This window comes from Paracoccus sp. NBH48 (genome assembly GCF_015390265.1).
GTDB lineage: Bacteria > Pseudomonadota > Alphaproteobacteria > Rhodobacterales > Rhodobacteraceae > Paracoccus > Paracoccus marcusii.
Window position 1 is genome coordinate 384,530 of the sequence record NZ_VUOJ01000002.1, and the last position, 26,427, is coordinate 410,956.

Annotated in this window: 26 protein-coding genes and 1 pseudogene; 5 read left to right on the forward strand and 22 right to left on the reverse strand. The window is 69.0% G+C overall.

The window, feature by feature from the left end; all coding sequences use genetic code 11:
- Window positions 1-32 precede the first annotated feature (32 nt).
- The 10 genes from F1642_RS05435 to F1642_RS15470 form a co-directional block, all read right to left on the reverse strand.
- Window positions 33-1,142, reverse strand: a complete 1,110-nt coding sequence (locus F1642_RS05435) for a FliM/FliN family flagellar motor switch protein (protein WP_194885699.1) — start codon at window positions 1,140-1,142, stop codon at window positions 33-35.
- Window positions 1,143-1,203: 61 nt separating this feature from the next.
- Window positions 1,204-3,849 (reverse strand): sensor histidine kinase, encoded by a 2,646-nt coding sequence (locus F1642_RS05440; RefSeq protein ID WP_194885700.1) that lies wholly within the window; start codon window positions 3,847-3,849, stop codon window positions 1,204-1,206.
- The gene (locus tag F1642_RS05445) at window positions 3,839-4,114 is read right to left on the reverse strand and encodes a hypothetical protein (RefSeq protein WP_194885701.1); all 276 of its coding nucleotides are present in this window, start codon (window positions 4,112-4,114) and stop codon (window positions 3,839-3,841) included. The genes F1642_RS05440 and F1642_RS05445 overlap by 11 nt, the downstream gene beginning before the upstream one ends.
- Window positions 4,114-4,473, reverse strand: coding sequence for a response regulator transcription factor (locus F1642_RS05450; RefSeq protein ID WP_194885702.1), 360 nt, complete (start codon window positions 4,471-4,473; stop codon window positions 4,114-4,116). The genes F1642_RS05445 and F1642_RS05450 overlap by 1 nt, the downstream gene beginning before the upstream one ends.
- Before the next feature lie 63 nt (window positions 4,474-4,536).
- Complete coding sequence (locus tag F1642_RS05455) at window positions 4,537-5,565, reverse strand: short-chain fatty acyl-CoA regulator family protein (protein ID WP_370582791.1); 1,029 nt, start codon at window positions 5,563-5,565, stop codon at window positions 4,537-4,539.
- Window positions 5,487-5,765 carry a helix-turn-helix domain-containing protein gene (locus tag F1642_RS16365; RefSeq protein ID WP_370582806.1) on the reverse strand — a complete coding sequence of 93 codons (279 nt, stop codon included), beginning with the start codon at window positions 5,763-5,765 and terminating at the stop codon, window positions 5,487-5,489. The genes F1642_RS05455 and F1642_RS16365 overlap by 79 nt, the downstream gene beginning before the upstream one ends.
- A 63-nt stretch (window positions 5,766-5,828) precedes the next feature.
- Window positions 5,829-6,668, reverse strand: a complete 840-nt coding sequence (locus F1642_RS05460; protein ID WP_194885703.1) for an ATP-binding protein — start codon at window positions 6,666-6,668, stop codon at window positions 5,829-5,831.
- Window positions 6,665-7,525, reverse strand: coding sequence for a twin-arginine translocase subunit TatC (tatC, locus tag F1642_RS05465; RefSeq protein ID WP_045998902.1), 861 nt, complete (start codon window positions 7,523-7,525; stop codon window positions 6,665-6,667). The genes F1642_RS05460 and tatC overlap by 4 nt, the downstream gene beginning before the upstream one ends.
- The gene (gene tatB, locus F1642_RS05470; RefSeq protein ID WP_045998901.1) at window positions 7,526-8,017 is read right to left on the reverse strand and encodes a Sec-independent protein translocase protein TatB; all 492 of its coding nucleotides are present in this window, start codon (window positions 8,015-8,017) and stop codon (window positions 7,526-7,528) included.
- Between the two features lie 28 nt (window positions 8,018-8,045).
- Window positions 8,046-8,312: a twin-arginine translocase TatA/TatE family subunit gene (locus F1642_RS15470; RefSeq protein ID WP_045998900.1), complete on the reverse strand. Its 267-nt coding sequence runs from the start codon at window positions 8,310-8,312 to the stop codon at window positions 8,046-8,048.
- Window positions 8,313-8,507: 195 nt separating this feature from the next.
- On the opposite strand from F1642_RS15470, the gene F1642_RS05480 reads away from it, so the two are divergent.
- Window positions 8,508-9,128 carry a MarC family protein gene (locus F1642_RS05480; RefSeq protein WP_194885704.1) on the forward strand — a complete coding sequence of 207 codons (621 nt, stop codon included), beginning with the start codon at window positions 8,508-8,510 and terminating at the stop codon, window positions 9,126-9,128.
- Window positions 9,125-9,697, forward strand: coding sequence for a TIGR02281 family clan AA aspartic protease (locus tag F1642_RS05485; RefSeq protein ID WP_245008452.1), 573 nt, complete (start codon window positions 9,125-9,127; stop codon window positions 9,695-9,697). Before F1642_RS05480 ends, F1642_RS05485 begins: the two co-directional genes overlap by 4 nt.
- On the opposite strand, the gene F1642_RS15475 is transcribed toward F1642_RS05485, so the two are convergent.
- Genes F1642_RS15475 through F1642_RS05495 form a run of 3 tightly spaced genes read right to left on the reverse strand, consistent with a single transcriptional unit; the run spans window position 9,694 to window position 12,126 of the window.
- Window positions 9,694-9,948: a M20/M25/M40 family metallo-hydrolase gene (locus F1642_RS15475; protein WP_255522176.1), complete on the reverse strand. Its 255-nt coding sequence runs from the start codon at window positions 9,946-9,948 to the stop codon at window positions 9,694-9,696. The two genes, F1642_RS05485 and F1642_RS15475, sit on opposite strands and share 4 nt — an antisense overlap.
- A complete protein-coding gene (locus F1642_RS05490) occupies window positions 9,860-10,942 on the reverse strand; it encodes a Zn-dependent hydrolase (protein ID WP_255522143.1) in 1,083 nt (360 codons plus the stop codon). Before F1642_RS05490 ends, F1642_RS15475 begins: the two co-directional genes overlap by 89 nt.
- Entirely contained in the window at window positions 10,939-12,126 is a 1,188-nt protein-coding gene (locus F1642_RS05495) for a hypothetical protein (protein ID WP_194885705.1), read from the reverse strand. The genes F1642_RS05490 and F1642_RS05495 overlap by 4 nt, the downstream gene beginning before the upstream one ends.
- A gap of 157 nt (window positions 12,127-12,283) precedes the next feature.
- Here F1642_RS05495 and F1642_RS05500 point away from each other — a divergent pair, with 157 nt between their 5' ends.
- Window positions 12,284-12,865 (forward strand): MarR family winged helix-turn-helix transcriptional regulator, encoded by a 582-nt coding sequence (locus F1642_RS05500; RefSeq protein WP_194885706.1) that lies wholly within the window; start codon window positions 12,284-12,286, stop codon window positions 12,863-12,865.
- On the opposite strand, the gene F1642_RS05505 is transcribed toward F1642_RS05500, so the two are convergent.
- The 6 genes from F1642_RS05505 to F1642_RS05530 all read right to left on the reverse strand — a co-directional run bounded on the left by F1642_RS05505 (window position 12,769) and on the right by F1642_RS05530 (window position 21,437).
- Window positions 12,769-15,042, reverse strand: a complete 2,274-nt coding sequence (locus F1642_RS05505) for an FdhF/YdeP family oxidoreductase (RefSeq protein WP_194885707.1) — start codon at window positions 15,040-15,042, stop codon at window positions 12,769-12,771. The two genes, F1642_RS05500 and F1642_RS05505, sit on opposite strands and share 97 nt — an antisense overlap.
- 50 nt (window positions 15,043-15,092) lie before the next feature.
- A complete protein-coding gene (locus tag F1642_RS05510; protein ID WP_194885708.1) occupies window positions 15,093-17,309 on the reverse strand; it encodes a xanthine dehydrogenase family protein molybdopterin-binding subunit in 2,217 nt (738 codons plus the stop codon).
- Complete coding sequence (locus F1642_RS05515) at window positions 17,306-18,268, reverse strand: xanthine dehydrogenase family protein subunit M (RefSeq protein ID WP_194885709.1); 963 nt, start codon at window positions 18,266-18,268, stop codon at window positions 17,306-17,308. Before F1642_RS05515 ends, F1642_RS05510 begins: the two co-directional genes overlap by 4 nt.
- The gene (locus tag F1642_RS05520; protein ID WP_194885710.1) at window positions 18,265-18,792 is read right to left on the reverse strand and encodes a 2Fe-2S iron-sulfur cluster-binding protein; all 528 of its coding nucleotides are present in this window, start codon (window positions 18,790-18,792) and stop codon (window positions 18,265-18,267) included. Before F1642_RS05520 ends, F1642_RS05515 begins: the two co-directional genes overlap by 4 nt.
- A 76-nt stretch (window positions 18,793-18,868) precedes the next feature.
- Window positions 18,869-19,849: a bile acid:sodium symporter family protein gene (locus F1642_RS05525; protein ID WP_148912138.1), complete on the reverse strand. Its 981-nt coding sequence runs from the start codon at window positions 19,847-19,849 to the stop codon at window positions 18,869-18,871.
- Between the two features lie 10 nt (window positions 19,850-19,859).
- Window positions 19,860-21,437: a gamma-glutamyltransferase family protein gene (locus F1642_RS05530; protein ID WP_255522144.1), complete on the reverse strand. Its 1,578-nt coding sequence runs from the start codon at window positions 21,435-21,437 to the stop codon at window positions 19,860-19,862.
- 91 nt (window positions 21,438-21,528) lie between these two features.
- Here F1642_RS05530 and F1642_RS05535 point away from each other — a divergent pair, with 91 nt between their 5' ends.
- A complete protein-coding gene (locus tag F1642_RS05535) occupies window positions 21,529-22,164 on the forward strand; it encodes a GntR family transcriptional regulator (RefSeq protein WP_194885711.1) in 636 nt (211 codons plus the stop codon).
- Window positions 22,165-22,167: 3 nt separating this feature from the next.
- On the opposite strand, the gene F1642_RS05540 is transcribed toward F1642_RS05535, so the two are convergent.
- The 3 genes and pseudogenes from F1642_RS05540 to F1642_RS16370 all read right to left on the reverse strand — a co-directional run.
- On the reverse strand, window positions 22,168-25,236 hold the full coding sequence (locus F1642_RS05540) for an efflux RND transporter permease subunit (protein WP_194885712.1): 3,069 nt from the start codon (window positions 25,234-25,236) through the stop codon (window positions 22,168-22,170).
- Complete coding sequence (locus F1642_RS05545; protein ID WP_194885713.1) at window positions 25,233-25,946, reverse strand: efflux RND transporter periplasmic adaptor subunit; 714 nt, start codon at window positions 25,944-25,946, stop codon at window positions 25,233-25,235. The genes F1642_RS05540 and F1642_RS05545 overlap by 4 nt, the downstream gene beginning before the upstream one ends.
- 97 nt (window positions 25,947-26,043) lie before the next feature.
- Window positions 26,044-26,118, reverse strand: a pseudogene (locus F1642_RS16370) (hypothetical protein); the annotation flags it as partial.
- Between F1642_RS16370 and F1642_RS05550 the strand changes: the two are divergent.
- Window positions 26,096-26,362, forward strand: coding sequence for a hypothetical protein (locus tag F1642_RS05550; RefSeq protein WP_194885757.1), 267 nt, complete (start codon window positions 26,096-26,098; stop codon window positions 26,360-26,362). The pseudogene F1642_RS16370 and the gene F1642_RS05550 sit on opposite strands and share 23 nt — an antisense overlap.
- Window positions 26,363-26,427: the final 65 nt, after the last annotated feature.

Genomic DNA, 26,427 nt, shown 5'->3' on the forward strand with positions numbered 1-26,427 from the left:
GAATGCGGGGAATTCAAGGAAAAAGCGCCCGGTCAGCCGCGCAGCGCCGTCAGGTCGGTGCCCGTGGCAAGCCCCAGGTCGTCAATCGACAGGCCCTGGGCGCGAAACGGGTCGGGCTGGGACAGGTCGCCCGGGGCATGCGCGGCCATCATCGCGGCTGCCTGGCCCATCACCGGGACCATGCCGTCATCGGTCGCAGCCAACGCGGGGTCGCGCAGACGGATCGCGTGGCATCCCTCGGCCTCGCCGAACTTTCCGGTGGCCAGGACCTGGCCGTCCTGCGTCTCCAGCGTTGCCTGTGTCAGGCAGGTGCGCGGCAGGCTCAGCAGCCGCCCGTCCAGAAAACCCCGCAGCTCGGCCAGCGACACGCGCTTGCGGCACAGCACGCCGGTCACCGAGACGGGGGCGTCCTGCATCGCCGCGGCCAGGCTGACCCGAACGGGGGCGGCGACCGGCGGCGCCGGGGCCGCGACAGGTGCGGCATCGGGGCGTGGACGCGCCTGGTTCGCGGGCTGCGGCAAGGCCAGCAGCACGCGTCCCTCGCGCATGTCGGGCGCCCCCATCGCCAGGTGGAACGACAGGCTGCGCAGCGGCCGATCCTCCAGCATCAGAGACAGGGGGCGGGGATCGTCCAGATGGGTCAGGAACTGATAGCCGCCGACGGCCTCGAACCCCTCGACCCCCTCCATCTCGGCAGTCAGCTCTGTCAGCAGGGCGTTAATGAAGTCGGAACACAGCAGCGCGTCGCTGCGGGTGGGTCGGCGCCGCTCCAGCCCGCGCGACGTCACGCGGCCAAGGGCCTGCCATTCCACCAGCGCCGCCACCGCCTGCGGGCACAGCGCGATCGCCCCCAGCAGATCGCCCGGACCCTGCAGCACGACGACCAGCGGCAGTTCCGGCACCAGCTCCGGCAGCTCTGCCAGCGTCAGCGCGCCGGGCTGGACGGACAGTGCCCGGACGGGCAGCTGGTACAGCCGGTCGGCGGCGCGTCCGATCGCGGTGGCGGCGGCGCGGGCCGGGGTCGGCGCGGGAGATGCGGGCAGCTGCGGGGCCCCGCCTTGGCCCAGCCTGACCTGCGCACGCGCCTGCAGCATGCGGCGCAAGACGCCAGGGGCTTGGGTGGCGGGGTCTGCATGGGTCATGTCACGTCCGAATCAGGCTGTCGCTGCCTGTTCAAAATGGACCGTCAGGATTGAGAAAGGGTTAACCGGACGGCACCGGCGGCCGCGCCGGCAGCTGGATGCGGAACGCCGCACCCCCCTGGCCCGGCAGATAGCTGATGTCGCCGCCCAGGGTCAGCATGATCTCGCGGCAGATGGCCAACCCCAGGCCTGCGCCACCCGCGCGGGCGGGGTCGTTCAGGCGCGCGAACTTCTCGAAGATCAGCGTCTGGCGCCCGCTGTCGATGCCGTTGCCGTTGTCGACGATGTCGATGACCGCGCCGCCGCCTTCCGGATGGCGGACGCGGATGATCAGCACCGGATGCGCCGCGTCGCAATACTTGCGCGCGTTGCTGATGACGTTGATCAGCACCTGCAGCAGCCGGTCCGCATCGGTGATCAGGCCCAGATGCTCCGACGGCAGGTCGCGGTCGATCAGAAAGCCGCGTTCGGGCCGCGTGGCCGACGCCGCGGCCAGCGCACGCGTGATCAGGTCGTGCAGGTTCGCGACCGAGATCGTCAGCTGCGCCCGCCCGCTTTCCAGCACGGACAGATCCAGAAGGTCGTCCAAGAGCCGCGTCAGGCGGCCGGCCTCGTCATGGATGATGCCTGCGAACTTGCCGCGCTCCTCGGCGGTCAGGTCAGGCTCCTTGAGGATCTCCGAGAACGCCCGGACCGAGGTCATGGGCGTGCGCAGCTCGTGGCTGATCTGGCCCAGGAACGCGTCCTTCTGGACCGACAGGGCGGTCAGCTTGTCATTGGCCTCGCGCAGCTGGCGGGCGGTGCGGGTCAGTTCGGCCTGCGCGGCCTCAAGGCGCTGCGTCTCCTCCTTGGCACGCTGCGCCTCGTCCGCGACCTGCAGAAGGTCTGCCACCGTCAGCGCGACGCCCCCCGCCACGCGGTCGATCATCGCATGCGCCGTGGCCGACCCGATCGACCCCGCCAGCCGCCGCTCCAGTCGGGTCAGGAACCGGGGCGTCAGGTCGGGCAGATAGCCGGTCTTGCCCTGCGCCCGCGCCTCGGCCTGGAAATAGCGCAGCGCGGCGTCCGGGCCCCAGACCCGCCGCGCCATGGCCAACAGCGGCTCGGCCCGGTCGTCGGCGCGCAGCATGCGGCTGTGGCGGATCGGCTCGACCGCGGACACGAAGGACAGGCCCTGCAGGCGTTCCACCGGGTCCGGGAACCCGAAGATCGACACTCCAATGAAGGCTAGCGTGTTCAGCGTCAGGGACAGCGCCACGGCGGCCGTCCAGGGATCGACCCCCGGCGGCACCGGCAGATCGCCCCCCACCCCCACCGACGGCAGGAAGATCAGCGCCATCCACAGGACCGACCCCGTGCCGATGCCCGCATAGGCGCCCTTGCGGTTTGCGCCGCGCCACAATAGCCCACCCAGCATCGCGGGCAGCACCTGCGCCATGCCGGTGAAGGCCACAAGCCCCATCGCGGCCAGTGCCGCCGTGCCCCCCGACGCCTGGTGATAGACCCAGCCCGCCGCGACCACCGCTAGGATCGCGACCCGCCGCGCGTTCAGCACGAAGCCGCGCAGATCGTCGGTCTCGTCCGGGGCGGGAATGCGGCGCAGCGCCAGCCAGGCGGGGACCAGCCAGTGGTTCGACACCATCGTGGCGACCGCGATCGCACACATGACGACCATCGACGTCGCCGCAGAAAACCCGCCCAGGAACACCAGCAGCGCCAGCATGTTCTGGCCCGCCGCCGCGGGCAGGGTCAGCACATAGAGGTCCGGGTCCGACCCCGCGGGCAGCAGTTCGCGCCCCATCACCGCGATGGGCAGCACGAACAGCGACATCACGAACAGGTAGGCCGGAAAGGCCCAGCCCGCGACATGCAGGCGTTCCTCGTCCGCGGCTTCGACCACCATGACCTGGAACATGCGCGGCAGGGTCAGGATGGCGGCGGCGGACACCAGGATCAGCGCGGTCCAGCGGTCGGGCTTGAGCAGCCAGCCCTGCGCCACGTCGGGATCGGCCGCGGCACGGGCGATGCGCCCCAGCATGTCCGCAGGCCCGTCGGCCAGCCCCCAGACCACGAACAGTCCAAGCGCCACGAAGGCCGCCAGCTTCACGACCGCCTCCAGCGCGATCGCCGTGACGACGCCGTGGTGGCGTTCATCCGCCGCAAGGTTGCGGGTGCCGAACAGGATGGTGAACAGCGCAAGCCCCGCCGCGACCCACAGGGCCGTTCCCCCCATCGCGCCCGCATCGGCGCCGTTGGGGACGTCGGTGGCGAAGATGTCGAAGGACAGCCGCACCGATTGCAGCTGCAGCGCGATATAGGGGGTCGACGCGATGACCGCGATCAGCGTCACGATGGCCGCCAGCCGGTTCGATTTCCCGAACCGGGCCGAGATCAGGTCCGCGACCGAGGTGACGTGATGCATCCGCGCAACGCGCACCAGCCGCCTCAGCCCCCACCACGCCCCGGTGAAGACCAGCGTCGGTCCCAGATAGATCGTCGCGAATTCCAGCCCGGACCGGGACGCATAGCCCACCGCGCCATAGAACGTCCATGCCGAACAATAGACCGACAGCGACAGCGTATAGACCAGCGGATGGTCCAGCCAGCGTACATGCCCGCGCGCCGCCGCCCGGTCGGCGGCATAGGCGACCCCGAACATCAGCGCGACATAGGCAAGGCAGGCGCCGACCAGCGCCTCAAAGGGCATCGGGGTCCCCCGTCGGTGCCTCGGCGCGCATGGTCGCGGCCTCGGCCCGCAGCAGGGCGCGGTGCAGCGCGCGGATGACCACGATCAGCACCGCCCACAGGCCGAACAGCCAGACCGCGCCCCCGGCATAGGATAGGCTGCCCGGCATCCACCAGACCGGCACCAGCAGCAGCAGCATCGTCATCACCGGCAGCACCCGCGCCGCATCGCCAAGGCGGCGGCGATGGAACGAGGCGCGTTCCAGAAACAGCGGCCGGTCGGGCATCAGGCCAGCATCCGGCGCACCGTCGCGCGCAGTTCGTGGTTGTCGAAAGGCTTGGCCAGCACCGCATCCGCCCGCGCGCCGTCATCGCCGGTCTGCCCCCGCGCAGTCAGCATCAGCACCGGCGTCGCGGCCAGGTCGGCGTCATCGGCGGCGCGCAGATCCTGCAGGATCTCGGTCCCCGACCGGTTGGGCAGCATCAGGTCCAGGATCACCAGGCGTGGGCGTGCGGCCAGGATCGCCTCGATGCCGCCGGCGCCGTCGGGATGCAGATCGACCGACCACCCCTCGCGCGACAGGATGAAGCGCACCGCCTCGGCGATGTTGGGCTCGTCCTCGATCATCAGGATGTCCGGCTGCATCCGCCCTCCCCGCGTGCGGCCCGGCGGGCCGGGGCGGATCATGGGCCGGATCACGGCCCCGTGTCAAAGGGACCTTTGCGCCTGCCCGCCCTGCGGCACCAGGATCGAGGGTTCGCGGCGCGCCGGACAGTCGGCACGCGGGCAGATCCGGCAGGCGGGCCCGATGGGCAGCGCATCGTCGGGGGGTGGTCCGTCGAATGGCAGAATCAGCATCAGCGCCTGGGTCAGCAGCGGGCCGTCCAGGCCCAGGGGCTGACTGCGCTGCGCAAAGGACAGGGTGCGGAACGCGCGCCCGTCCGGCGTGACGACGATCCGTGCCAGTGCCAACTGCGGCACCGCCAGGGCATGATACAGCGGCCACAGCGCACAGCTGTCCCCAGGCCGTGGCAGCGCAAAACCCTGCGCGGCGCGACGCAGGGTCAGGACGCCCGATCCGTCGCAGACCAGCAGGCCCGCGCCCTGGAACCCCTCGGGGCGCAGATCGGCCAGCCGCCGGATCACCAGGTCCAGGGGCTGGCCAAGCCGCGCGGCCAGCCGCACCGGGTCGGGCGGCGTTCCCGCCGCGGGGATCGCCTCGGTCAGCGCGCGGTCCGACAGCGCGTCCCGGTCGTCCAGCATCCCGGCCAACAGATCCGCGGCCATCGCCCGCGCCGCATCCGATGTCAGATCGCCCGGATCGGGGTCCGCATCGCCGGGTTCGGCCAGCCAGGCCTCGACCTCCTCCTGGGGGGTGGTGGCCTGACCCTCGGCCTCGAAGCTGTCCAGATAGGCGACCAGGGCCTGTGCGGTCAGCGACAGGCGCTGGCTGTCCTGGTGCAGGTTCGCATGGAACCGCTGGCGCCATTCGGCGGAAATCTCGCCCTCCTCGACCAGGATCGCCGCGGTGGAGCGGACCGAGGTCACCGCCGACAGCACCTCGTGCAGGGTGGTCAGCAGATAGGGATCGCGGGTCATGCGGTCGGACAGGTCGACCAGTTGCCGTTCCAATCCGGCGCCCCGCCGCGCATGGGCGATCAAAAGGCCCGACCAGCCCGGAAAGCGGGCCAGGAATTCGGTGATCTGGTCCAGTTCTGGCACGGTGCCCACGGCCACGGGATGGGCCGCGGCCTCGCGCAGGGCCGCGATGCGGACCTCCTCGCGGCCTTCGGCCAGCTCGTCGGGGGAACCTCCAGAACCTCGGCCAGGCGGGCGATCAGGTCGGCGCCGACGGGGCGGCGGTTGTGTTCGATCAGGTTCAGATAGGCGGGAGAAATGCCCACGGCGCGCGCGATGTCGGCCTGGCGCCGGGCCATCGCCAGGCGGCGTTCCCGGATCCGCGTCCCCGTCAGGACGGTGGCTGCGCGCGAGGGCACGGCCTAGACCGCCAGACCGTGGCGCCCGGCAAGATCGGTGAAGAACTGCCACGCGACGCGTCCCGATCGCGCACCGCGCGTGGCCTGCCATTCGATCGCCTGCGCCCGCAGATCATCGGGGTCGACCGAAAGCCCATAGGCCGCGCAATACCCGTCGATCATCGCCAGGAACTGATCTTGGTCGCAGGGATGGAAGCCCAGCCACAGACCAAAGCGGTCGGACAGGGACACCTTCTCCTCGACCGCCTCTCCGGGGTGGATGGCGCTGGCGCGTTCGTTGTCGATCATCTCGCGCGGCATCAGGTGGCGGCGGTTCGAGGTCGCATAAAGGATCACGTTCGAGGGCCGCCCGCTGATCCCGCCATCCAGCACCGCCTTCAGCGACTTGTACTGGGTGTCGTCGTTGCTGAAGGACAGATCGTCCGCGAACAGCACGAAGCGCCGCTCGGGTGCCGCGCCCAGGATCGCTAGCAGCCGTCCGACCGAATGCAGGTCGTCGCGGGCGATCTCGACCAGGACCAGCGGCAGGCCTTGGGCCACGGCCTCGGCATGGACCGCCTTGACCAGCGACGACTTGCCCATGCCGCGCGCGCCCCACAGCAGGGCGTTGTTAGCCCCAAGGCCACGCGCGAACTGCAGCGTGTTGTCCAGAAGCGTGCGCCGCGACCGGTCGATGCCGATCAGCTGGTCCAGCGGCACCCCGGCGACATGCGCCACGGGCACCAGCCGGTCGGGGTCGGCCTGCCACACGAATGCCGTGGCCTCGTCGAACCGGGGCACCGGAACGGCCGGCGGGGCCAGCCGTTCAAGCGCATCGGCGATGCGCGTCAGCGCAGCCGTCATTCGTCATCCTCGATCCACAGGCCCTGGGCCCGCAGGTCACGCTCGCGCACCACCTCGATGCGGCGGACGATCTGGATCGAGATCTCGTAAAGGCCATAGACGACCGAGAACAGCACCAGCTGGCTGCCGACATCGGGCGGCGTCAGGCAGGCGGCCAGCGTCAGGATGATCACCACGGCATAGCGGCGCGTGTTGGCCAGCGATTGCGACGACACCAGCCCCGCCCGGCCCAGCAGCGCCAGCGCGACGGGCAGCTGGAACGACAGGCCAAAGGCTAGGATGAACCGCGTGGTCAGGGTCAGATACTCGCTGACAGAACCCTGGAACACGATGCCGGCCAGCCGGCTTCCCTCGCCCGCCACGGCCGCCGGATCGTCCGGCAGGGCCAGCGGACCCTGCTGAAAGCCCAGGAAGAACGCGAAGACCATCGGCAGGATGATGTAATAGGCGAAGGCGGCGCCCAGCACGAACATGATGGGCGATGCCAGAAGGAAGGGCAGAAAGGCGCGGCGTTCACTTTTGTACAGGCCCGGCGCAACAAAGCGCCACAGCTGGTACCCGATCACCGGAAACGACAGGATGAACCCGCCGAAGAAGGCGATGCGGATCGCGACCGAGAAGCCCTCCTGCAGCTTCAGCAGGATCAGGCCGCATTCCTGGCCCCGCTCCTCAAGCGCGGCGCAGATGGGCCGGGTCAGGAAGTTGTAGATCGGGTTCCAGACCAGGTAGGCCAGGATCATCGCCACAACCAGGGCCAGCACGGACCAGATGATCCGCGTGCGCAGTTCCTTGAGATGTTCGATCAGGGGGGCCGAGCTGCCGTCGAGATCGTCGTCGATCGGGGTATGCGCTGACACTTACAGGTCCTTCGTGTCCGTCCGCCGCACGCCTGAGATGCGGCGGCGCGAATCGGGATTGGGCGCCACGTCGGCGGCAGGCTGGGTGGCCGTGTTCGCAGGCTGGACCGTCGGCACGGCGGGCGCCGCGGGGATGGCCGCATCTGCGCCCTTGTCCGTGACCGGGGCCGCGGGGTCTGGCTGGATGCGCTGGCCCATGTTGGTCTTGGGGTCCCACTTCTCGAACTTGGTGACCGCGCGGTCCAGCGCGTCCAAGCCACGGCTGTTCTTCGAGGTCATCGAGGACAGGTTCTTCATCCCCTTGGCCGCGTCGTCCAGGCCGCTGGCCTTGGCCGCATCCTCCATCGCGCTGGTGAACTCGCGGGCCATCGACCGGGCGCGCGAGGTCAGCCGCCCAAGCGTATGGAACAGCTTGGGCAGGTCCTCGGGGCCGATGACGACAAGCGCGACAACCCCGATCAGCAGCAACTCGCTCCAGCCGATATCAAGCATTCGGGCACTCGACCTTGGGGCGCACGATTCAGGTGCGGGTGTCGGTATGCGGCGTCACGTCGCGTGCATCGGTGCCCGGGACGGTGTGGACCGGTGCGACGGGCTGGGTCGGGGTGTCCAGGCTTGCCGCAGGCTTGTCGGCGGTCTGTTCGGCGGAAGGATCGTTCAGGCCCTTCTTGAAGGCGGTGATTCCCTTGCCGAATTCGCCCATCAGGGACGAAACCTTGCCGCGTCCGAACAGGACGAGGACGACGATGGCGATGACCAGAAGGGCCATGGGGGACGGTGCGTGCATTTCAGTTCTCCGTACCGGTGTCAGGCCGTTGACCTGATTTCAAGGACTGCAACCAACTATAGGCCCAGTCCGCAGCCGTTGAAAGCCCACCCGGCGCGATAAAGCCCCACCCCCCTCCGCCGCAGCCTGCGATGACGCGATTTTGACGGCGCGTCCCGGCTTGGCAGGGGCGGCGCGGCACGCGATAAGGGCCGCATGGACCTGCAGCTGTACCTGACCGCCTTCGTCACCCTGTTCGTGGTCATCGACCCGATCGGCCTGGCCCCGATCTTCATCGCGCTGACCCCCGGCCAGTCGGGGGCGGAACGTCGCCGCATCGGCGCGCGGTCGCTGGTCATCGCCGCCGTCCTGCTGACGCTGTTCGGCCTGACGGGCGATGCGATCCTGTCGGCGATCGGCATCTCGATCTCGGCCTTCCGCATCGCGGGGGGGCTGCTGCTGTTCCTGACCGCGCTGGACATGCTGTTCGAACGCCGCACCGAACGCCGCGAGGGCCAGGCCGACGGAGACCAGCCCAGCCACGACCCCTCGGTCTTTCCGCTGGCCATGCCGCTGCTGGCCGGGCCCGGCGCGCTGGCCACCATGATCCTGCTGGTCGGAGAGAACCAAGGCGTGGCTCATGTCGTCATGGTCCACCTGATGATGCTGATCGTGCTGGGCATCTGCATGGTGCTGTTCGCGCTGGCGACGCCCCTGGCGCGCGCGCTTGGGCGCACGGGGGTGATGGTCGTCACCCGGCTGCTGGGCATGCTGCTGGCGGCGCTGTCGGTGCAGTTCGTGATCGACGGGCTGCGCGGATCGGGCCTCTTCGGGTGAGCGGCGACGACATCGCCCGTCTGGCCTTCTATGCGATGCTGCTGGTCGTGATCGGCGGCGCAATGGTGTTCGAATTCGCGGGCCGGGGCGGCCGCGCCCTGCGCGCGCTGCTGATGTGGGCGGTGATCATCGCCGGTCTGGCCGCCGGATACGACTGGTGGCAGCAGACCTATGGCCCCCGCCAGCAGGTGCTGGAGAACGGCGCCCGGATCGAGGTTCCCGCAGGCCCCGGCGGCCATTTCCACCTGGAAGCCGTGCTGAACGGCACGCCCATCGACTTCATCGTGGACACCGGCGCCACCAGCATCGCACTCAGCCGCGACGATGCGCGTGCGATCGGGCTGGACCCCGACACGCTGCGCTTTGGCGGCCAGGCGGTGACGGCCAACGGCCGCGTGGCGACGGCCCCCGTGACGATCGCCGAATTCGCCATCGGCGATGCGGTTGACCGCGACGTGCGCGCCGTGGTGATCGACAGCGCGCTGCAGGACAGCCTGCTGGGCATGTCCTATCTGCGCCGCTTTGCCCGTGTCAGCTTCGAGGGCGACCTGCTGATCCTGGAACGCTAGCGCGGCATCGCGCCGGCCATCTGGCGGATGGTCGCAAAGATCACGTCGATACCGCGCGCCAGCTGGGCATAGTCGGTCCATTCCTCGGGCGCATGCGATATGCCGCCCCGGCTTGGCACGAAGATCAGCCCCGTGGGCGCGAAACCCGCCATGATCATGGCGTCATGGCCCGCGCCGCTGACCATGACCCGATGCGACACGCCAAGCGCCTCGGCCTGCGCGGACAGGGCCGCGTGGATCTGACCCGACAGCGGCGTGGGCGCGGCGTAAAGCTGTCGTTCCACCTGGGCGGTCAGGCCGTTGCCCTGCGCGTGCGCCACGGCGCCCTGCCACCATCTCGATCAGGCGCAGCACGTCCTCCTCGGCGGGGGCGCGCAGATCGACGGTGAAGGTCACCAGATCGGGGATCACGTTCGCACCACCGGGCAGCACCTCCATCTTGCCCACGGTCAGCACCGATTGCCGCCCCACCTGCCGCGCCAGATCAGGCAGCAGCGACAGGATGCCGACCGCGCCCGTCAGCGCGTCACGGCGTTGATCCATCGGCGTGGTGCCGGCATGGCCCGCCTGACCGCGTACGGTTACACGCAGCTGCGCCAGCCCCACGATGCGGTCGACGATGGCGATGTCCTGACCCTCGGTTTCCAGCACCGGGCCCTGTTCAATATGCAGCTCCAGAAACGCATGCACCGATCCGGGCGCCAGGGCCGCCTGCCCCGCCCGTGCCGGGTCCAGTCCATAATCGGTCATCGCCTGCGCGGCCGACACGCCCGCATCGTCGCGCAGGTCGTCCAAACCGGCCGGGTCCACCTGCCCGGTCAGCAGCCGCGATCCGAACAGGCCGCCGCCGAAGCGGGTGCCCTCCTCCTCGATCAGGGCCACCACCTCGACGGGGCGATCCGGCTGCAGGCCGAGGTCGCGGAACAGGAACGCGGTCTCGATCCCCGCCACGACGCCCGCGGGTCCGTCGAACCGCCCGCCGTTGGGCACCGAATCCAGATGCGATCCGACCAGGATCGGCGCCAGATCCGGGCGCCTGCCCTCCAGCCGGCCAAAGACGTTGCCGACGGCGTCCTCTCGGACCTCCAGCCCGGCCTCGACCATCTGGCCCGCCACGAAATCGCGCGCGGCGCGGTATTCGGGGCTGTAGGTCAGCCGGGTCGTACCCCTGCCGGGGGTTGCGTTGAAACGGTCGATGCCCTCGATCAGCGCCTCGATCCGGCGTGCATCCGCAAATCCTGTCATCCGATCAGCCCCACGAACAAACCTGCCAGCACGACCGACACCATCGTCACCGTGACAAAGCCCGCGACCAGCATCGGCGGCAGCAGATGCGCGGTCAATGCCTCGCGTTCGGCGGCATCGTCGGTCAGCGTGTCGATGACGTCTTTGGTGATGATGTAATCGGCGGGAAACCCGTACAGCGCGGTCAGCGAGCAGGCAAAGGCCATCGCAGGCGTGATGCCCAGCAGACGCCCCACGATCCAGGACGCGATGTACATCCCCCCCAGCCCGATTGCGATGATGGTGACCAGCGGCACGGCCAGCTGGCCCAGCATCTCGGGCGTTGCGCGCTTCAGCCCGTCGAAAATGAAGACCATCAGGATCAACACGGTAAAGCCGAAGGCATTGGCCTTGCGCAGCGGCTCACGCTCCAGGAACCCGACCGACGTCGCGATGACGCCGAAGACAAGGCACAGCACGAAGGGGCTGATGGTGACGACCGGCGCGGCCAGTTCCGACAGGCCCCAGGCCGCAAAGGCCACGACCCCAAGCCGCAGCATCTTGAAATAGACGGTGTCATAGGCGGCGGGCAGGCGTGCGAACAGGCGCGGCGGCATCGGCGCATCGGCGCTGTCGGCCACCGGTGCCGCCCCCTGCCAGCGGCCCGCGCGGTGCAGGTCCAGAACGCGCCGCCCCTCGCGCTTCAGCATGACGGCGGTCAGCGGATAGCCCGCAAAGCCCTGCATCACATAGATCAGGATCGCCAGAACCGACAGCGCCTGCAGGCCCGCGTCCGCCGCCGCCTGCGACATGATCAGCGACGCCACCACCCCGCCGACCAGCGGCGGCGTCGCCACGACCACCGTCTGCCAGTCCAGCAGCATCACGCCCAAGGTGAACAGCAGCGCCACGATGCCGCCGATCCCGGCCAGCGCCACGACGACGGTGCGCCACTGCCGTGCCAGTTCGGCGAAGGACAGAAGCGTCCCCATGTTGGTGATCAGCAGGTACATGGCCAGAAAGACGATCGGCGTCTGAAATCCCGCGACTTGGACGATGTCCTCGGGGAAGAAGGTCCAGTAGCCCACCAGGAACAGGATCGCGCAGACGAAGACCGACGGCAGCCAGGACCGCGTCCGGGTCGAGACGACATCGCCGATCCACAGGATCAGCGCCAAGATGGAGAAGGCCAGCAATTGCGGCATGGGTCCAAGCCTTTCGGATCAGGATCTGTCAAAGAGCGGCCGCATGACGCAACAAACCCGCGCGCCGGCCGTGATGCGTGTTACAATTGATCCATCTGGATGTATTGTGCAACGGTCAATCGTCGCGCCCACGCGACGGCCACGACAGGAGGAGCCGATGCAGACCGACGACCCCGATGCGATGCTGGCGCAGCTGCTGGACAGCGACCTGTCAGAACTGCTGTCGATCAGCTATGTCGTGCTGGCCAACAACCAGGTGACGAACCGCCATATCGAGCGTGTCCACGACATGCCCGTGCAATGCTGGTCCGCGCTGCTGGCGACGGTCAGTTTTCCGGGACTCCGGGCACGCGATCTGCTGCACCTGTTCCCGCGTCCGCAGAACACCGTCAGCCGCGCCCTGGCCCTGCTGGAGGCGCGCGGCCTGATCGAACAGCGTCCCTGCCCTCAGGATGCGCGGGCCAAGCGGCTTTATCCGACCCCGGACGGGTCCGACCTGCTGGCAACGATCCGCCAGACCGCACGGCTGCGTCAGGACGAGATATTCGGCGTGCTGGATGCCGGGGAACGGGCGACCTTTCTGGCATTATGCCAAAAGATTGCCGCGGGACCACGGCTGGTGAGATCACAAGTGATGCCCGATCAGGCCAAGCGGACCGGGATGCCCTTGGACGCCGGGGTGTCCGATGCCAGATCCCCGCGCGACAGCGGCGACAGCGGGTTCAGCTCCGGAAAGTAGCCGGCCAGACAGCCGCGCGGGATATCATAGGGGATGACGCGCAGCCCCTTGACCCGCCGCGCGATCCCGTCCTCGGCGGCCGAGGTGAGGGTGATGCGCTGTTCCGCGGCCAAGCCCGCCGCCGCCATGTCGTCGGGCGACATCATGACCAGCATGCGGTCGCCCTCGATCCCGCGCAGGCGGTCGGACATGCCATAGACGGTGGTGTTGAACTGATCATTCGACCGCAGCGTCATCAGGCGATACACGCCTTCCTGCGCGCCAAGTCCTGTCGCGTCCAGATCGGCGGGTCGCGTGAACTGCGCGCGGCCGCTCTCGGTCTTCCAGACGCGGTTGCGAGCGGCGTTGTCGCGATAAAATCCGCCCGGTTGGTTCATGCGGGTCTCGAAATCGCGGAAATCATCGGGATAGACGGCCGCGATCAACGCGCGGATGCGGGCATAATCGCCTGCCCAATGCCTCCACGGCATCTTGGGGTTGGGGTCCAATGTTGCGGCGGCCATCCGGGCGACGATCTCGGTCTCGGACAGCAGGTGCGGGCTGGCGGGCGTGCGATTGCCAATCGATCCGTGGATATGGCTGAAGCTGTCCTCGACCGAGACCTGCTGGTTCACGCCACCCTGCATGTCCTGTTCGGCCCGGACCAGGCAGGGCAGGATCCAGGACGCCTGTCCAGGCATCAGATGGGTGCGGTTCAGGCGCGTCGCCACGTGGACGGTCAACGGCATCGACCGCCAGGCGTCGGCCACGCGATCGGTGTCGGGCACCGCGCGCGCAAGGTTGCCACCCAAGCCCACGAACCCCGTGGCCCGCCCCTCCAGCAGCGCCTCGACAAAGGCGGTGGTGTTCCACCCCTCCTCCATCGGCGGCTGCATGTTGAACAGCGCGCGCAGGCGGTCGTTCGGAACCAGGTCGGGCTTTTCAGTGATGCCGACGGTGCGCTGCCCCTGGACGTTGGAATGGCCACGGACCGGGCTGCAGCCCGCACCCTTGCGCCCGATATTTCCGCGCAACAGCAGCAGGTTGACCAGCGCGCCGATGGCGTCCGACCCATGGACATGTTGCGTCAGGCCCATGCCATAGACGCCGATCACGGCGCGCGACCGGGCATAGATCGCACCGATCCCCTCCATCGCCGCGCGGGTCAGGCCGCTGACTTGCTCCAGTTCGGTCCAGTCGGTCGCATCGACCCAATCCATCCAGTCCTGCAACCCATGTGCATGCCTGTTCAGGAAGTCATGATCCAGCACGCCGCCCCGGCTGCGTTCCAACGCCAGCACATGCTTGGCGATACCGGTCAACGCGGCGATGTCGCCGCCCGCGCGCACCTGCAGATAGCGGTCGGCGATCTCGGTAGGTGCGCCCACGGTCATCTGCCACGGGCTTTGCGGGTTCGCGAATTCCAGCAGACCCTTTTCGCGCAGCGGGTTGATGGCGACGATGCAGCAGCCGCGCTTGGCCGCCTGCTGCAATGGGTGCAGCATGCGGGGGCTGTTCGTGCCGGGGTTCTGGCCGATCTGCAGGATCATGTCGCAATGGTCGAAATCCTCCAGCACGCAGGTGCCGACAGGTGATCCGACAACGGTCTTGAGCCCCACGGATGTCGTCTCATGGCACATGTTCGAGCTGTCGGGCAGGTTCACATGCCCATAGGCACGCGCATACAGCCCGTACAGGAACGACGCCTCCAGCCCCGCCTTGCCGGAGGCATAGAATGTCACGGTCTTGGGGTCCAGCGCACGCAGGCCTTGGCCGATCTCGGCAAAGGCCACATCCCACGTGGTTTCCAGATAACGGTCGCTGGACGCGTCATAGCGCAGGGGGTGGGTCAGCCGTCCCGCCATCTCCAGCTCGTATTCGGACCAGGTGGCCAGTTCGGCCACCGTGTGGTCCAGAAAGAAGTCGGGCCCGCAGCGTTCCGAGGTCAGGTCCCACAACGTCGCCTTGGCGCCGTTCTCGCAGAATTCGACGACATGCGGGTTGGGCGGTTTGCCCCAGGCGCAGGACGCGCACATCATGCCACCCGCCTTGTTCTGGCCACGAAGGGTCTCCAATGCGCCCGGACCCGGCTTTGCGGCACGGGCCACTTGGGCCATTCCCTTCGCCGATCCCCACCCCCCGACGGGGCCGTCATAGGAAAAAACGCGGTCGTCGGTCTTGGGCTGGTCGTCGGACATGTCGGGCTCCTGTCAGGGGTTCGGGGGCGGCGCACCGCCCCCGCATGCGATCACGCCGCCGGGGCGAAGGGATCGGGCAGATGGGCCAGCAGCTTGTCCGGCGTCATCGGGAAATCGTGCAGACGCACGCCGCAGGCATTGTAGATGGCATTCGCCACCGCCCCCGCCGCCCCGCAGATGCCCAATTCGCCGACACCCTTGGCCTGGATGGGCGATGCGTGCGGATCACGCTCCTCCAGCAGGATGACCTCCATGTCAGGAATGTCCGCATGGACCGGCACATGGTATTCGGCCAGATCATGGTTCACCAGATGACCGTCGCGGCTGTCAAAGGACAGCTCCTCGGTCAATGCGCTGCCGATGCCCCAGACCATGCCTCCCAGGCATTGCGACCGCGCCGTCTTGGCATTCAGCACCCGGCCAAAGCCGAATGCCCCGGTCATGCGGCGCAGACGCGTCTCTCCGGTGAAGGCATTGACCGCGACCTCGCAGAAGAAGGCGCCGTAGGTCGACTGGTTGACCTTCTCCATCAGCTTGCCCGGTTCGATCTTGCCGGTCCGCGTCAGATCCTCGGACAGAAGGTCGGTCACGGGACGCGGCTCGACGCCCTCGGCCCAGGCCTTGCCATCCTGCAGCAGCAGGTCGTCGGACGCACAGCCAAGCGCCTGTGCCAGGGTCGCGCGGATCGCCTCGCATGCCAGGAACACCGCCGAACCCGTCGATGACGCGCCCCAGCTGCCCCCCGAACCGGCGCCGGACGGCAGGCGGCTGTCGCCCAGACGGACGGTGGTGCGCTCGATCGGCTGGCCCAGCATCTCTGCGGCAACCTGACCCAAGATGGCATAGCTGCCGGTGCCGATGTCGGTATGATCGGTCTCGACCACCACATGGCCATCGGCGGTCAGGGTCACGCGAGCCTCGGCCTTGGCCAGGATGTTCACGCGGGCGGCGGATGCCACGCCCATGCCGATCCACCATTCACCCTCGCGCCGCGCGCAGGGGGTGGCGTTGCGCTTGTCCCAGCCAAACGCCGCAGCGCCGGCATCCAGCGCCTCGACCAGCCTGCGCGAGGAATAGGGCGTACCCTCGCCCGGGACCTCGTCGGGCAGGTTGCGCTTGCGCAATTCGACCGGGTCGATGCCGGTGGCTTCGGCCAGTTCGTCCATTGCGACCTCAAGGGCCTGCATGCCGACGGCCTCGCCCGGCGCCCGGACAGAACCGGCGGTCAGACGGGTGATATCGGACTTGCGCACTGCCAGCAGGCGGTTCTCGCCGGCGTACAGGAACTCGGAGGCCTGCGTCACCGGTTCGGAGAAGCTTTCTCCGGGCAGGTTCGACACCAGCGCCTCATGAGCAAAGGCGGTCAGGCGACCGTCGGGGCCGCACCCCAGACGGATGCGCTGTTCGGTTTCCGACCGGCGCATGATCGACTGGAACACCTGCTGGCGGCTCATGACCACACGGACCGGGCGGCCCAGTTCCTTGGCGGCAATCGCCGCGGCGACCGCCTCGTGCGAGATGCCCAGCTTGGATCCGAACCCGCCGCCGACATAGGGCGAGAGCAGATGCACGTGCTTGGGATCTATCCCCAGGCTGTCGGCCAGTTCCGCCACGTTATAGGTCAGCATCTGCAGGCTGCCCCACAGGGTCAGATCCTTGCCGTTCCATTCCGCGACCGCCGCATGCGGCTCCATTGCGGCACTGGCATGGCCGGGGGTCGTGAAGGTCAGATCGACGGAATGCGCGGCGTCGCGCATGGCCTTGTCCAGATCGCCCGCCTTGACCGGATCGGCGGCCGGTTCCGCATCGGCGGCATCCGGCAGGAACTGCGCGTCGCCGGACTGGTCCTCGTATTCGATGTCCAGCGCGTTTGCGGCATTGGTCGCCTGTTCGAACGTCTCGGCGACGACCAGGGCCACCGGCTGCATCGGAAAGTCGACCTTCGAGACGTCCTGCTCAGGCGCCTCGCCCGCGGTGCCCTGCGCGGCGCGGCGCAGCATCCGTTCCGAGGAATAGACGCCCAGAACGCCGGGCATCGCCATCACGACGTCGCGGTTGATCTTCCTGACCCGACCGGCGCTGATCGTCGCGCCGACCAGCACGCCCTCGGCGCAGTTCTCGCGTGCATATTCGGCGGCATAGGTCGCGGTGCCCGCCACCTTCAGCGGGCCTTCCGGCCGGTCCAGCGGCTTGCCGATCACCCCCTGGCGGGTGCGATCCAGCATGTCGCGGGTGTCGGGGGTGTCATAGGTATCGCTCATCGTCATTCCCCCGTGGCTTCCGCCAGTACGGCCGCAAGGGCGCGGCGGACTAGCGTGATCTTGAAATCGTTGTGTCCCTGGCCGCGCGCATCCTCCAGCAGAAGGTCGGCGGCCTTGTCGAACAGCGCCGGCGTCGGGCGTTCCCCGACCAGCAGCGTCTCGACGCGGTCGTCTGTCCACGGCTTGTGGGCGATGCTTCCGAACGCCAGCTGCGCGGCGTCGATGCGGCCATTGTCCATGCGGACCGCCGCAGCCACGGACACCAGCGCAAAGGCATAGGATGCCCGGTCGCGCACCTTGCGATACAGCTGACGTCCCCCGAACGGTGCGGGCAGGCGGATCGCGGTGATGACCTCACCCGCCTTCAGCACGTTGTCGCGCGACGGATTGTCCCCGGGCAGGCGGTGGAAATCACGCATCGGAATTTCACGCGTGCCGTCAAGACCTTCGGTCTCGACCGTGGCGCGCAGGGCTGACAGGGCCACGGCCATGTCGCCCGGATAGGTCGCGATGCAGGCATCGGACGCGCCCAGGATCGCATGGTTGCGGTTCACGCCACCCTGCGCCGCGCAGCCGGTACCCGGTTCGCGCTTGTTGCAAGGCGACCGCCCGTCCATGAAATAACCACAGCGCGTGCGCTGGCACAGGTTGCCGCCCATCGTCGCCTTGTTGCGCAACTGCGGGCTGGCACCGGCCAGAATGGCGCGCGACAGCAGCGGCCAGTCGGCACGGATGCGCGGATGCGCCGCGCAGTCCGAGTTACTGACCAGCGCGCCGATGCGAAGACCGGCACCCTCGGGGGTGGTCTCCTTGAGGCCGACGCGGGTGATGTCCAGCAGGGCATCGGGGGTCGCGACCTCCAGCTTCATCAGGTCCAGCAGATTGGTGCCGCCGGCGATCAGCATCGCGGGGTTGCCGACGGCTTGGGCCAGATCGCCCGCGCGGTCGTATTCGAATGCCTTCATTGCGCGGCCTCCGTCTGGGCCATGGCGTCGCGGATGGCGGCCAGGATGTTGTCATAGGCGCCGCAGCGGCACAGGTTGCCACTCATCCGTTCGCGGATCTCGGCATCGGCGACGGCGGGCTTGTCGGCCGGATCGGCGGTAACGGTACTGGGCCAGCCCTGCCGGATCTCCTCGATCATCGCGGTGGCCGAACAGATCTGGCCGGGCGTGCAATAGCCGCACTGGAACCCGTCATGGGCCACGAAGGCCGCCTGCAGGGTCGACAGCGCATCGGGTGTGCCGATGCCCTCGATCGTGGTGATCTCATCCTCGTCATGCATGACGGCCAGCGTCAGGCAGGAGTTGATGCGGCGGCCGTTGACGATGACGGTGCAGGCGCCGCATTGACCGTGGTCGCAGCCCTTCTTGGTGCCGGTCAGGCCAAGGTCCAGACGCAGGACGTCAAGCAGGCTGCGACGGGGGTCGCCGTGATATTCATGGGATTGGCCGTTGACGGACAACCTGGCGGCGGGGCGTTGTGCCATTGGGGGCTCCTTGGACCGCGGTGCTGGGTCCAAGGCAACGTGGGCCGGGCAACCCGGTTCCCATGTCTTTTCGTCCTTACGCCACCAGGGCCGTGGCGTTCCGCCGCGCCCGGTTCTGCGCGATCATCGCGCAGATCAGCAGCTGCGCCATGTGATAGACCAGGACGGGCAGGACGGTGGCCCCGACCGTCTCGGCCGGGAACAGCGCGGTGGCGATGGGCAGGCCCGTCGCAAGGCTCTTGGTGGACCCGCAGAAGAACAGCACGATCCGGTCCTCCAGCGGCAGGCCGAAGGCGCGGCCCGCCCCAACCATCATTCCGAAGACGCAGGCCAGCAGCACCAGCATGACCGCGATCAGCGCGATCAGGGCGGTCGGCGGGATCGACGCCCACAGGCCCGACACCGTGCCCGCACTGAAGGCCGAATAGACGATCAGCAGGATCGCGCCCCGGTCCACGACCAGGGTCAGCGTCTTGCGGTTGCGCACGAACGCCCCCACCCACGGGCGCAGGATCTGGCCCAGAACGAAGGGCAGCAGGATCTGCGTGCCGATGCGCAGCACGGCGTCCAGGCTGACGCCGCCCTCTCCGGTCTTCAACAGCACCGCGACCAGCGCCGGGGTCAGCGCCACGCCGACCAGGTTCGACAGCGACGCCGCGCAGATCGCCGCAGGGACGTTGCCCCCCGCCATCGACACGAAGGCGATCGAGCTTTGGATCGTCGAGGGCAGCACTGCCAGGAACACCAGCCCCAGCGTGACCTGCGGTCCCAGCAGATCGCCGAAGATCAGCGCGAATGCCATGCCCAGCACCGGGATCATCAGATAGGTCGCGGCGAATGTCAGTCCCTGCAGGCGCCAGTTCAGCATGCCCGCCTTGACCGAAGCCGGGTCCAGCTTGGCCCCGTACAGAAAGAACAGCAGCGCCACCGCCCAATAGGTCACCTGACCCAGGGCGTCGGCCGCCACGCCCCGCGCCGGCAGCACCAGGCCCACCATGACGGTGCCCAGCAGCATCAGCATGTAGCTGTCGATTCCGATGCGTTTCAGAAAGCCCATGTCCGTCTCCTTACAGGCCGATGGCCATGCCGTCCTTGCGGCTGTCCGACCCGCCTTCCAGCAGGCCGTCGCCGATGCGGATCGCCTGCGCCCCGCCCATCGGGCCGGTCAGGCGCTTGATGACATGGCCGCGCGCGGCCAGGTCGTCGCAGATGTCCTGCGGCAGGGTCGGCTCCACCTGCAGCACACCGTCGGTGGCAAAGGTCCGCGGCTCGTCCATGGCCGCCTGCAGCGACAGGCCGCGGTCGATCACCGCCGATAGGAAGGCCGCGTGGCCCGCCGCCTGGTACTGTCCGCCCATCACGCCGAAGGGCATGACCGTGCGGCCGCCCAGCGTCAGCATGCCGGGAATGATCGTGTGCATCGGGCGCTTGCGCGGGCCGATCGCGTTCGGATGGCCGGGGATCAGACGGAACGACGCACCGCGGCTTTGGAACAGTACGCCGGTCGCGGGGTCCAGCCGCCCGGACCCGAAGCCGTGAAAGATCGAATTGATGAAGGATACCGCATTCCCCTCGGCGTCCACGACGCACAGATAGATGGTGTCCTTGTGCTCGGGCTCGTCCCACAGGGCCGGGGCCTGGGCGCGGGCCATGTCGATGCGGGCGCGCAGGGCCGTGATGGCGGCCTCCGACATCAGTGCCTCGGTCAGCCCGGCGCAATGATCGGGATCGCCCAGCAGTTCGTCGCGGTGATGATAGGCAAGCTTCGTCGCCTCGGCCTGGACATGGATGCGGTCGGCCACGGACAGCGCGGCCATGTCGAACCCCTCGATGATCTTCAGGATCAACAGCGCGGCCAGCCCCTGCCCGTTCGGCGGGCATTCATGGACATCGAACCCGCGATAGCGGGCGCTGATCGGTTCGACCCATTCGGCGCCATCGGTGGCGTCCGCGAAATCCTGCTGGGTGTGCAGCCCGCCCAGGGATCGCAGATGCGCGACCATGCGTGCCGCGGTGTCGCCCTGATAGAAGGCGGCCGGACCGTGGGCCGCGATCTCCTCAAGGCGGTCGGCCAGCAGGGGTTGGGCAAAGCGGGCGCCGGCATCCGGGACCGGCAGGAAATGCGCCGCCGCATGCGGATCGCCTGCGACGGTGGCCTGCCCTTCGGCCCAGTCCTGGGCGACGCGGGGGGTGACGGGAAACCCGTCGCGGCCATAGCCGATCGCGTCGCGGAACAGGCGCGACAGTGGCAGGCGGCCCAGATCGGCATGCAGGCGGCACCACGCGGAGATCGCGCCGGGCACGGTCACCGCATGCGCGCTTGTCTGGGGAATGGTGTCGGTCAGGCCCGCGGCCTGCAGCGCCTCGACCGTCGCCGCGGCGGGGGCGCGGCCCGACCCGTTCAGCGCGCGCACCGGCCCGTTTGCCGGCGCATAAAGCGCAAAGCAGTCGCCGCCGATCCCGGTCATCAACGGGTCGACCACCGCCTGCACCGCGCTGGCGGCGATGGCGGCGTCGACCGCGTTCCCTCCCTCGGCCAGGATGGCCAGGCCCGCCGCGCTGGCCAGCGGGTGCGAGGTGGCGACCATCGCGCGACCGGCAAGGGTGGACGGCCTGCGGCCAGACAGGAAATCGAATGCAGTCATGGAACAGGCCTCCGGCGAGGAATCACATGGTCAAGCGGCTGCGGTATGTATACATGTGGCAGGCACAGGAATACAATTGATGGAATTCCCGATGCCTCCCATCCGTTCGGCCGATCAGATCCACGATGCGCTTTCCGCGCAGATCATCGCGGGCACGCTGCGTCCCGGCGATCCGTTGGGAGAGACGACCCTTGCCGCGCGGTTCGGCCTGTCCCGGACCCCGGTGCGCGAGGCGTTGCAGCGGCTGGCCGCCGAAGGGCTGGTTGAACGCGGCCCGCGCCGGGCGTTCCTGGTGCGCCGCATGGGCAGCGACGCCCTGCGCCACCTGTTCGAGGCCCTGGCGGAACTGGAGGCGCTGTGCGCCAGCCTGTCCGCGCTGCGGATGACCCCGACCGACCATGCTCTGCTGGCGGGCATCCTGGACCGCGACGACCTGCCCGGCGCGGATTACGCCCAGGCCAACATGCGCTTTCACGAGGCGTTGCGCCAAGGCGCGGGAAACGCCGTGCTGGCCGACCTGCTGGCCGACCTGAACCGGCGCAGCCTGCCGTGGCGCAACGCGCAGTTCCAGGTCCGCGCGGCGCGCATCGAAACCTCGCGGGCGGAACATCGCGCGATCCTGGAGGCGATCACGGCGCGCGACGCGGATCGCGCGGCCGACCTGATGCGGGCGCATATGGGCACCTCGCTTGGCGTCATCCTGGAGATGATCGCGGGGCGGGACTGACCGCTATTCCGCGGGCTGAGGATCGGTTGCGGGCACGTCCCGGCGCCCGATCCGTTCGATCAGCACATAGATCACCGGCGTCAGCAGCAGCGTCAGCACGAAGGCCAGCGACAGCCCGCCCACGATGACCGCACCGATGGCGCGGCGGCTTTCCGCCCCCGCCCCCGTCGCGGTCGCCAAGGGCACGGCCCCCAGGATCGTGGCGATGGTCGTCATCAGCACGGGCCGCAGGCGCGTCACCGCCCCCTCGCGCGCCGCAGTGACCAGATCGCGGCCCTCCTCGCGCAGCTGGTTGGCGAACTCGACGATCAGGATGCCGTTCTTGGCCATGATCCCGATCAGCAGGATCATCCCCACCTGTGAAAAGATGTTCACCGACGCCCCCGTCAGCAGCAGCGTCGCCACCGCCCCCGCAAGGCCCAGGGGCACCGTCAGCATGATCGTCAGCGGTGTGCGAAAGCTCTCGAACTGCGCCGCCAGCACCAGGAACACGATCAGCAGCGCCATTCCGAAGACCGTCGCGACGCCGCCCTGGTTCTCCTGGTAATCCGCCGCCTGACCGCGCCAGACTAGCAGAGCGCCCGCCGGCAGCTCGGCCGCGGCCTGTTCGACAAGGGTGATCGCGCGGGCCAAGTCGGTCCCCTCGACCAGATCGGCCTCGGTGTTGACCGAGATCAGGCGGTCGTTCCGCGCGATCGACGGGACCGTGGCCCCGGTCGTGACGTCGGCAAAGGCCGACAGCGGGATCAGGTCGCCGCGCGTGTTGCGGATCAGCACGGACAGCATGTCCTGAACGCTGTCGCGGTCTTCGGGGGCCGCCTGCAGGATGACCGGGTACTGGCGGCCGTCGCTGGTGTATTCACCGACGGTGCGGGACGCGAATAGCACCTGCAGGGTCTGGGCCACGGTTTCGCTGTCCAGGCCAAGGTCCTGGGCGCGGGTGCGGTCGATGTCCAGCGACGCGCCCGGCTGGTTTGCCGCGTAATCGACCTCGATACCGGACAGGCCCGGCGCATCGGCCAGTCGGGCGGCCACGTCCTCGGCCCATGCGGCGGCGCGGTCCAGGTCCGGCCCGCCGATGGACCAGCTGATGCTTCCGCTGCCGCCGCCAAGGCCCAGGCCACCCGACGGGCGGATCGAGGTCGACACCTCGGTCATCGCGGACAGTTGCGGGCGCAGGTCGGCCATGACCTCCTCCACGCTGACATCGCGGCCGTCCCACGGCGACAGGTTGACGAACAGCAGCGCCCGGCGCGCATTCGCGCCAAGCCCGACGATGGCGGTGACGTTTTCCACGATGCCCTGATCGCGCAGCGGCTGGATCATCGCCTCGACCTTCCGGGTCGCCGCGTCGGTATATTCCAGGTTCGACCCCTGGGGGGCGTTCAGGATGATGCGGAAGCTGCCGCGATCCTCGTCCGGGGTCAGCTGGCGCGGCAGCGCCTGATAGACGGACACCGCCCCCGCGACCAGGAAGGCCGTGCCCGCCAGAATGACCACGGGCCGCGCGATCAGCACCCGCAGGATGCGGTCGTAGCCGCGTTCCAGCCAGACGATGGCCCGGTTCATTGTGCGGGTCAGCAGGTTCGGACGATCCTCGCGCGGCATCACCCGCGCGGCCAGCACCGGTGACAGGGTCAGCGCGACAAGGCCCGACACGGCCACCGCTATGGCCAGCACGATGCCGAATTCCGCGAACAGCTGGCCCAGTTCCCCGTCCATGAAGCTGACCGGGACAAAGACCGCGATCAGCACGGCGGTGGTGGCGATGACGGCAAAGCTGACCTGCCCCGCGCCCTGCCGCGCGGCCTCGGCCCGCGACTTGCCCATGGCGCGGTGGCGCTGAATGTTCTCAAGCACGACGATGGCGTCGTCAACGACCAGGCCGATCGCCAGGATCAACGCAAACAGCGTCAGGATGTTGATCGTGAACCCCAGGGCCAGCATCCCCAATGCGGCGCCCAGGGCCGATACCGGGATGGTCACGATGGGCACCAGCGACAGCCGCAGCGACCCCAGAAACAGGAAGATCACCGCCGTGACCAGGGCCACCGCCTCCAGGAACACCTTGAGGACCTGTTCGATCGAGCTTTCGATGAACACCGCCTCGTCCGTGGTGATGGTCAGCGCCATGCCGTCGGGCAGGGTGTCGCGAATGCGGTCCAGTTCCGCGCGGACGGCGGTCGAGATGGCCACGGTGTTCGACTGCGCCTGCGGCTGGACGCCCAGGCCCAGGGCCACGGTGCCGTTGGCGCGATAGATGGTCGTGGTGTCCTCGGCCCCCTCCTCGATCCGCGCGACGTCGCCAAGGCGCAGGGGGCGCCCGCCCTCGTCGCGCAGCACGACCTGGCGGAACACGTCGGCCGAGGTAAAGCGCGTCTGCGCCAGCACCTGCAGCTGTCGGGCGCTCGTCTCGATCTGGCCCGCGGGCAGTTCGACGTTGTTGGCCTGCAGCGCGTCGATGATGTCGCTGGTGGTGATGCCATAGGCGGCCATGCGCGACTGATCCAGCCAGATGCGCATCGACGGCGCGCGCTCGCCAAAGATCTGCGCATTGGCCACGCCCGGCAGGCGCGCCAGGCGGTCGGTGATGAAGCGGCTGGCGTAGTCGGACAGTTCCAGGGGCGTCATCGACGGGCTGGACAGGGCCAGCCGGATCACCGGGTCGCCCTCATCGTCGTTCTTTTCCACGCGGGGCGTGTCCGCCCCGTCGGGCAGGTCGTTCAGCACCCGTTCGACGGCGGCGCGCACGTCGTTGGCGGCGCTGTCGATGTCGCGTCCCGGATCGAATGTCAGCACGCTGCGCATCCGTCCCCGGTCAGAGCTGGTGCGCATGGCGGTCACGCCGCTGACCCCGGCCAGCGCGCCCTCGATCACCGTGGCCAGCTGGTTGTCGACCACATCGGGCGCGGCGCCGGTATAGTTCACGCGGACGCTGACCTCGGCCGCCTCGACCGAGGGCAGCTCGCGGACCGGCAGGCGGGTGATGGCCACCGCCCCGATCAGCACGATCAGCAGGTTGATGACGGTTGCGAAGACCGGGCGGCGCAGGGCGAAATCGGGGACGCTCATCCGTCGGCTCCGACCAGGGGTTCGGCGGCGGCGGTCCGGTCGGGGCGCGGCGTGGCGGTGACGACGGTGCCGGCGTCGACGCGGTGCAGGTTCGACACGATGATCTGGGTGCCCAGGTCCAGACCCGCCAGGACCTCGACCAGGCCGTCGGACTGCTGGCCCACCTGGATGTCGGCCCAGGCCGCCTCGTTCCCCTGCACGATCAGGACGCGCTGGACGTCGCCCTCGACGCTCAGCGCGGATTCGGGGACCGCGGGGCGTTCGCGCTGATCCAGGACCAGCTCGACCTGCAGGAACATCCCGCCGGTCAGGGCGCGGTCGGGGTTCGGCATCTGCGCCCGCAACGCGATCGACCGCGTGGCGGCATCAACCCGCGTGTCGATCAGGCTGATCGTCGCGTCGAAGACCCGGTCGGGCCAGGCCGACGACCGCAGCTGGACCCCCTGCCCGACCGCCAGGCGCGGCAACAGCGTCTCGGGCACGCCGAAGTCCACCTCGATCACCTCCAGGTCGTCCAGCGTGGCGATGGGGGTGCCGCTGTCCAGCATCTGCCCCTCGACCAGGTCGGTCAGGCCGATGACGCCGGAAAACGGGGCGCGCAGCAGACGGTCCTCCAGCAGAACCTGGGCGCGGTCGCGTTCGGCCTGCGCGCGCAGCTGGGCCGCGCGGGGCGGTCTGAAAGGCGGCGTCCGACGACGATCCGCTGGCATTCAGCTGTTCCTGGCGGGCAAAGGCGGCGTCGGCCTCGGCCAGGGTCGCCTCGGCGGCGGCCAGATCGGCCTGTTCGGCGCGGTCGTCCAGTTCCAGCAGGACATCGCCGCGTTCGACCTGTGCGCCGGGGCGAAAGGCGATGCGGGTGATGCGGCCGCTCGCCTCGGGCATCAGCTCGACCGCGCTGCGGGCACGCGCGGTGCCGACGGCGCGGACGCTGTCGACGAACCGGGCGGTCTGGACGGCCACGGTCTCGACCGGCACCGCCTCTCCGGCGCCGTCGGACGGGCGGCGGGCCAGTTCGGGTTCGCTCAGCAGACGGTCCGACAGCGTCATGCCCCCGGCGGCCGCGGCGATGATCACGATGGCGCCGATGGTTGCCTTGACGAAGCGCATGGTCTGTATTCTCCCGTGACGGGCCTGGGGTCGGTCGGCCTCCTGCCGCCCTTGTCGCCGGGCGGTGCTGCGCGCAGATTGCCC